The sequence below is a fragment of the Youngiibacter fragilis 232.1 genome, assembly GCF_000495435.3.
In the GTDB taxonomy this organism is placed as follows: Bacteria; Bacillota; Clostridia; order Clostridiales; family Clostridiaceae; genus Youngiibacter; species Youngiibacter fragilis.
Genome location: NZ_AXUN02000239.1, coordinates 1 through 7297 on the forward strand (window position 1 = coordinate 1; position 7297 = coordinate 7297).

8 protein-coding genes are annotated in these 7297 nt (G+C 45.4%); 4 read left to right on the forward strand and 4 right to left on the reverse strand.

Going from position 1 to position 7297, the window contains the following annotated elements:
* Positions 1–65: 65 nt before the first annotated feature.
* Genes T472_RS19000 through ygiD form a run of 3 tightly spaced genes read right to left on the reverse strand, consistent with a single transcriptional unit; the run spans position 66 to position 3536 of the window.
* Entirely contained in the window at positions 66–2090 is a 2025-nt protein-coding gene (locus T472_RS19000; RefSeq protein ID WP_023386646.1) for an alpha-amylase family glycosyl hydrolase, read from the reverse strand.
* A 9-nt stretch (positions 2091–2099) separates the two neighbouring features.
* Entirely contained in the window at positions 2100–2726 is a 627-nt protein-coding gene (locus tag T472_RS19005) for a DUF2238 domain-containing protein (protein WP_023386648.1), read from the reverse strand.
* Positions 2727–2759: 33 nt separating this feature from the next.
* Positions 2760–3536 carry a 4,5-DOPA-extradiol-dioxygenase gene (ygiD, locus tag T472_RS19010; protein WP_023386651.1) on the reverse strand — a complete coding sequence of 259 codons (777 nt, stop codon included), beginning with the start codon at positions 3534–3536 and terminating at the stop codon, positions 2760–2762.
* A 107-nt stretch (positions 3537–3643) separates the two neighbouring features.
* Between ygiD and T472_RS19015 the strand changes: the two genes are divergently transcribed.
* Positions 3644–4144 carry an ankyrin repeat domain-containing protein gene (locus tag T472_RS19015; RefSeq protein WP_023386653.1) on the forward strand — a complete coding sequence of 167 codons (501 nt, stop codon included), beginning with the start codon at positions 3644–3646 and terminating at the stop codon, positions 4142–4144.
* A gap of 201 nt (positions 4145–4345) precedes the next feature.
* Here the strand turns inward: T472_RS19015 and T472_RS19020 are convergent, their stop codons facing one another.
* Entirely contained in the window at positions 4346–4546 is a 201-nt protein-coding gene (locus tag T472_RS19020; protein ID WP_055831802.1) for a hypothetical protein, read from the reverse strand.
* A gap of 368 nt (positions 4547–4914) precedes the next feature.
* Between T472_RS19020 and T472_RS19025 the strand changes: the two genes are divergently transcribed.
* From T472_RS19025 to iscB, 3 genes are all read left to right on the forward strand, one after another.
* On the forward strand, positions 4915–5244 hold the full coding sequence (locus T472_RS19025; RefSeq protein ID WP_023386657.1) for a prevent-host-death protein: 330 nt from the start codon (positions 4915–4917) through the stop codon (positions 5242–5244).
* 33 nt (positions 5245–5277) lie between these two features.
* A complete protein-coding gene (locus T472_RS19030) occupies positions 5278–5532 on the forward strand; it encodes a type II toxin-antitoxin system RelE family toxin (protein ID WP_023386660.1) in 255 nt (84 codons plus the stop codon).
* Positions 5533–5797: 265 nt separating this feature from the next.
* Entirely contained in the window at positions 5798–7048 is a 1251-nt protein-coding gene (iscB, locus tag T472_RS19035) for an RNA-guided endonuclease IscB (protein WP_023863805.1), read from the forward strand.
* Positions 7049–7297: the final 249 nt, after the last annotated feature.

The following is a 7297-nucleotide window of genomic DNA, read 5'->3' on the forward strand; positions in this document are numbered from 1 at the left end:
TAGATTTGCAACAGCACCTTTCAATTTTCAGTGATTTCAGTTGAGCTTACTTATGCTCCTTATGGTTACCTTACCCTCTTAAGAAGCATTCCCGTCCTGCTTGGTGAATAGACGGTTATTCCGGTAAACTCAGGATTCATCTTAAGCTTGTGGCCATCAAAGGTCACATCATGGGATATCCTTCCCTGACCTCCGAAAAGAGGCTCATCTGTATCGAGGACCACCTTCCAGGAGGAATCCTCGTGGATCGGAAGCTCATATTCAGTGTAGGAATCTGTCGGATGGAAGTTGAAGATGAATATGTGGTCGTCTTTCCTGTATGAGATGACCTTCTTCCTGTTGTCTATGTCAAGGGGTTTCGGGACTCCGCCCATCAGGCCTTCTCCAGCCATCATGTGGACCATTGCTATGTCGAACTGGTTAAGGTCATAGTATCTCAGGTAGTCGCTGTCAGCAAGGTTCCACTGCCTTCTGCAGTGCTTGAAGCTCCAGTTGTTGCCTTCCCTCGGAAAGTCTATCCATTCAGGGTGACCGAACTCATTGCCCATGAAGTTGAGGTAACCCTCGGATCCGAGAGAGATTGTTATGAGCCTTGCCATCTTGTGCAGGGCTATGGCCCTGTCAACTGCCAGGTTCTGGCTACCCTTGTTCATGTTCCAGTACATTTCCTTGTCAGCCATCCTGAATATGAGTGTCTTGTCCCCGACCAGCGCCTGGTCGTGGGATTCTACATAACCAACCCTCTTCTCCATATATCTGGTAGTCGAGAGTTCATGGAACATGGATCCCATGTCCCAGTCCTCATCCTTCATCTTGAGGGTCTTGACCCAGAAGTCAGGCATTCCCATGGCAAGCCTGTAGTCGAAGCCTATCCCGCCATACTCTATCGGCAGGCACATACCAGGCATACCGCTCATGTCCTCGGCTATGCTGAGGGCATCCGGCCTCATCTCCCTTATCAGCTCATTTGCGAACTGCAGGTACGTAAGTGCATCGAGGTCAGTATTCAGGCTGAAGTACTTGTCATAGCTGTCGAAGGCTGTTCCAAGGCCATGGTCGTTATAGATCATGGATGTGACGCCATCGAACCTGAAGCCGTCAAAATGGTACTCCTCCATCCAGAACTTGATGTTTGAAAGCAGGAAGTGTATGACCTCATGCTTGCCGTAGTTGAAGAGCTTCGAATCCCACGCGCTGTGCGTTCCCCTTGCTCCTTCGTGGAAGAACTGGTGGACAGTGCCGTCGAACTCGTTTATGCCCTCAGAGATGTTCTTGACCGCATGTGACTGCACTATATCCATGAGTACGGTGATGCCCATCTCATGTGCCTTGTTAATCATGGACTTCAGCTCTTCGGGGATCCCGAACCATGACGAGGCGGCGAAATAATTGGATACATGGTATCCGAAGGAAGCGTAATATGGATGCTCCATTATCGCCATGATCTGAATGGTATTGTAGCCGAGCTTCTTTACCCTTGGAAGCAGATTATCCTCGAACTCCTTGTAGGTTCCAATCCCTTCCCTCTCCTGCGCCATCCCTATGTGGGTCTCGTATATGAACGGGGGTTTGCTCCTGTCTATCCTGAAATCCCCGTCAGTCCATACGAATGGCTCATCGGGTTCCCAGATCATCCCGCTGAAGTCGTTGGTATTCTTGCTCTGTATCACCCTCTTGATGTACAGGGGTATCCTGTCCCTCATGACTCCCCTGTGGTGGACATTGACCTTGACCAGGGACCCGTGCTGAAGAGCATCAGGTCCAGGCAGGAATATCTCCCATACTCCTCCATCCTTCCTGACAAGAGGATGCGAGCCCCTGTTCCAGCCGTTGAAGTCACCTATAAGGTACAGGGCTTCAGCCGCAGGGGCCCATTCCCTGTAATACCAGCCTTCAGGAGTCTTGTGGAATCCGAAAAAATGGTGTCCGTTGGCAAAGTCACTGAAGCCCTTGCCTTCACCAAGCAGAGCCTTCCTTACTTCTCTGTATCTTTTCATCCTGAGGTCTATGTCACTCTTGTGCGAAGACAGCCACGGGTCTATTTCCAGTATCTTAAGGACCTCTTCCTTGTTTGTCTGTTTGTCAGCCATAAGTACCTCCTATTTTTTCTTGTGTTCTCCAATTGACTTGATTACTTTGTCATGGATCCTGCTGAAAAAGGCAAGCGCTGCGATTGAGCCTATAAGGGCCATCAGCATGTCCCACTGCGAGTCCCATGAGGAGCCCTGCATACCCATCACGACTTCTACCGGAAGACCCAGGAGATATGCGGTCCCGAGCTCCAGAAGCTCATAGAATGCGCTCATCCCAAGGCACATGGAAACTACAATGAATGAAAGCATCCTCCCCCGCCTGACATGGTTGCCACGGATGAGGATCTCCCTTGCCATCAGTGCAGGCCCGAAGCCCTGGAAGAAATGCCCTACCCTGTCATAGTAGTTCCTGGAAAGGCCAATCTCTACCTTGATAAGGTCGAACAGCGGATTCCTGGAGTAGGTGTAGTGTGCCCCTACAAGTATCACTGTCATGTGGACCAGTATAACTGCATAGATGAACGTTGTGAACCTGAACCTTCTGTAGGTTAAGATGAGAAAAAGTACCACAATATGGGCAGCCAGTGACTGCATCAGCCACACGAGTCGGCCGTACGGTTCCCATGCTGACCAGATGACAACGATCAGGTACAGTTCAAGAAGAATCAGGTTATTCCTGTCATCCCTGTCCATGACCCACCTCCAAAGGTGCAATTCACAATTACCCTATCTGAACATGTAGCCGGTCATTGATATGGAACCCATCGTGCAGGACTCGTTGAATATGCTTATCTCGTCATCATCCCTTGATGCCCCAAGCACATACAAAAGCGGACGGTAGTGCTCCAGAGTCCTGAAGGAAAGCTCCTGGGACTTCCCCGCACTCCTGTAATCAACCACCTTAGTGTGGTCACGCGTAAGTATCCTGTCCCGGATATAGCCATCGAATTCCACAGCCCAATCTTCACCGCCATCCATATCCCATCTTATCCTGCCAAGGTTATGGACAATGTTCCCAGAACCGAATATCATCACTCCCTCATCCCTGAGACCTGATAGGATCCTGCCGATTTCGTAGTGCCTTTCAGGTCTCGAATCAGCGTCTATGCTTAGTTGAACCACAGGGATATCCGCCTCGGGATACATCTTGCACAGGACCGACCAGGTTCCATGGTCTATCCCCCAGCTGTTGTCAATTGTGACACCTTCCCCAAGCAGGTCAATAATCCTTCCTGAAAGGGTCTTCGATCCTTTGGCCTCATATCTAAGCCTGTACAGCTCTTCAGGGAATCCGTACATGTCGTATATCTGCTTAGGATTTTCCAGGTCACTAGTCAGGGTTCCATGTGTGTACCAGTGCGCTGAAACCGACAGAATTAGCTTAGGCTTACCGATCTCCCTGCCCAGTTTCTCCCAGGTCTTTGTGTACTCATTGTCAAGTATCGCGTTCATCGGGGACCCGTGCCCGGCAAATATTGCAGGCATCCTCATTTCCTTTTCCATATCAACATTCCTTTCGAAGTGTATTTTATGTCAGTGAAACATCTTCCATCAGTATGCTAAAATGGAGAAGACGATTGAAAATACTTACCGCTTAATTGGAGGCCAGCATGGACAGCATCGGCATACACAGGTCCTTTGTCACAGGAGACCTTGAAAACCTGAAGAAACTCCTGGGATACCCCGAGGGGTTCCCGAATATTGCCTATAATGCAGTATTCGGCAACATCCTTGAATACGCCATATACCATAGCCCTTTAAGCTTCGTGAGCAAGCTTCTTTCACTTGGAGCGGACCCCAACTATCCTGACGGTAGCTATCCAAGCATCTTAGCCGCCTTATCAGCTGATAGTCCTGACAAGCCAGATCTTATAAGGCTTCTCATTTCATTTGGTGCAGACATTCAGATGAGGGGCATTAACGACTACACTCCTCTGCATTATGCAGCCTCACTGGATGATCCGGAAGCCGTTAGGCTTCTTCTATACCTTGGTGCTGACAGGAATGCCAGGACTGATATCGATGAATATGCCACTCCCCTCGAAGAAGCAAGGATTCTTGGTTGCCACAAGGCTGTCGAAGCACTTCTTGATTCTGACACAAAGGAATAACCATTTGATTTTTCTTAATATTCCAAATACAGTTTACCATATAGCTGGAGCCCTGTCATACATTTGGGACCTGCAGGGCTGACAAGAGATCATATCCCTGATATACCTGTTCCATCCAACGAAATCTGCCATGAAAAGAGACATACAGGATCTCATTTATCTCGAACATATCATAGCTCTCATTCACCAGGAAGTACTCGATTATGATGACGAACCTGCTGCTGCATGAATGCGTGAAGCCGGCCTTTCCAAGCAGGTCAGGGATTTAGTCAAGTTCAGCTCAAGCGGTAAAACAAATGAAGTTGCAGTGTTCTTGCTGGGATTGTAGCATTTGGTATTCCTAATCTTTGAAAAAAACTTCTTGTCGATATTTCCCTTCTTGTAGGTTTCAAGATCAGTCATTCCCACTTCATCTATGAGACTGAGAAGCATCTCAGAAAATGACTAATCCATGTTTTCGATATTATTTCTTGAACCTCAAGAATAAGCATTTCGATTTATCCGGTATTTTATATCTTATATTTATTAAATACATGTCAGAAATTAAGTATTTTCTATCAAAGCATATCTAACTTTTCGTATTGCTTGAAAAGATACGTTCAAAATATTAACTTAAACGCCATACTTTATATATTACGAATTTCTTTGTGGTTGAACGATATAGCAGGAGTAGCGGGTAAATTTATAGATAATTTTATAGATAAATTTATTAATAAATTAATAGATAAATCATAATATCTCATGTACAATATTATTGAGAGGTGAATCAAATGAGTAAATTAACAAAAGGAAGCACTGCGTACATTGAACCCGTCAGTATTTCTTTGTTTAACCAAGGAAAAGCTAATAAGATATTTGATGATGTAAAAACCGAAGGAATAAAGGCAGTCCTTAAAAACAATAAAAGGATTGCTATGATTGTTTCTCCCTCGAAATATGATGAGATGACTGAAATTATTGAGGATTGCAGACTATTACTTGTGGCTATGAACCGCATGAAAGCGAACGACAAGGAAGCAATACCCATGAGTGATGTCATGAAAAGATTGGGGATTACACAAGAAGACCTGGATAACACAGACGCAGCCATCGAGACTTAACTGTTATAAAAATTTAGCCCTCGAGGTGAATTGATGAGGTGGCAAATTAAGTTTTATGAAGAAGCAGTAAGAGATATGGAGAGCCTGGATGGTTCCACGAAGAAGGAAGTCATAAAGGGAACAATTAAGGTCTCTCAAAATCCGCTTCCAAACACTGAAGGTGGCTATGGAAAACCATTAGGTAATCATTCAGGTGTCAATCTCACTGGATTCCTTAAAATTAAATTCAAGCAATCTGGATTAAGAGTTGTTTATTTTCTCGAGCGAAAAGGTGAGATTGTCAACTAACCCTCGACCGAAGTCGAAGGCATGAGGAGCGATCCTTAATGCCTGGTTGATTAGCCTGAGTGCTTTAGGCACTACGTTGTTTTTGTCATAACACCCACGGACGTCCATCCTAATCCGGGGCTCTGTTGCCTGTGATTAAAAGTTCTCTTGGGTTAACGGGAACGGTGTTGCAGGCGTAAAAAGCAATTACAACATTGGCGAAGGATGCCAACTGGCAATTTTGCCGGAATTATGCACTTAACTACATCAAGAAAGGGGTGCCGGTTTGGTCTACGTTTTAAGTAAAAATGGGAATCCACTTATGCCTACCAATCGGCATGGAAAAGTGAAACATCTGTTAAAAGATGGCAAGGCAAAAGTGGTAAGAAGGACACCATTCACAATACAGCTGCTGTATGATTCTCCTGAGTATACTCAGCCAATCACTCTGGGAGTAGATGCGGGAAGCAAAGTCGTAGGACTTAGCGCAACTACTGAGAAGAAAGAGCTTTTTGTCTCAGAGGTAACGCTACGTGATGACATCCCAGAGTTGCTATCAACACGAAGACAGAACCGAAGAACAAGGAGAAACCACCTTCGCTATAGGATGGCAAGGTTTCTTAACCGCACCGCATCGAAAAAGGAAGGGTGGCTTGCTCCCTCAGTCAAGCATAAGGTAGACAGCCACTTGAAGGTAATCGAGAATGTGCACAGGATCCTTCCCGTATCAAGGATAGTGATCGAAACAGCAAGTTTCGATATCCAGAAGATCAGGAATCCTGAGATAAGCGGGAGAGAATACCAGCAGGGAGAACAGCTGGGCTTCTGGAATACCAGAGAATACGTTCTCTGGCGGGATAACCACGAATGTCAGCACTGCCATGGCAAGTCAAAGGACAGAGTATTGAATGTTCACCATAAGGAAAGCCGAAAGACCGGAGGAGACTCTCCCGGCAACCTGGTAACCTTATGCGAGACATGCCATAAGAGCCATCATGCAGGCAGGATAAAGCTTAACCTTACTCCAAACAAGTCATACCGAGATGCAAGTTTCATGGGCATCATGAGATGGTATGTATACAACAGTCTTAAGGAACTGTACCCAGAGGTTTCCATGACCTTTGGATACATCACAAAGAACAACCGAATTAATAATAACATTGAAAAGGCCCATAGTGCTGATGCCTACTGCATCAGCGGCAACATGAATGCCAAAAGGATCGATGAGATATATAATCAGGCGTTCAAGAGAAAGCACAACCGACAGATACACAAGGGGAACTTCCTAAAGGGTGGAAAGAAAAAGCTGAATCAGTCTGCATACGAAGTCAAGGGGTTCCGCCTGTTTGACCATGTGCGATACAGGGACAAGGAATGCTTCATATTCGGAAGAAGGACATCTGGTTATTTTGATTTGCGTAAACTGGATGGCTCGGTTGTCCACAGGAGTGCAAGCTTCAAGGAACTAACATTATTGAAAAGACAGAATACCATATTAATCGAACGAAAGGGGCGTAATGGAGTTCTCCTCTCATGACTGAAGTCACGAGTCTCCGAACTCCAATATTTATGAATATCGTCATTGTATCGATACGAGATGATGACTATGTCTACAAGCAGGCAGTTAAAAGATTATAGAATAATGAAACCAATATGCAAATGGTTCATAAGAATCCTTTGCATATTGGTTTCATCTTTTTGGTGGTCTGTTTGTTAATATTGTTAGATTTTAATCATTCTAATGAATGTGTTTTTTATCATGATTTTCGGTAGTGTATTTTAATTT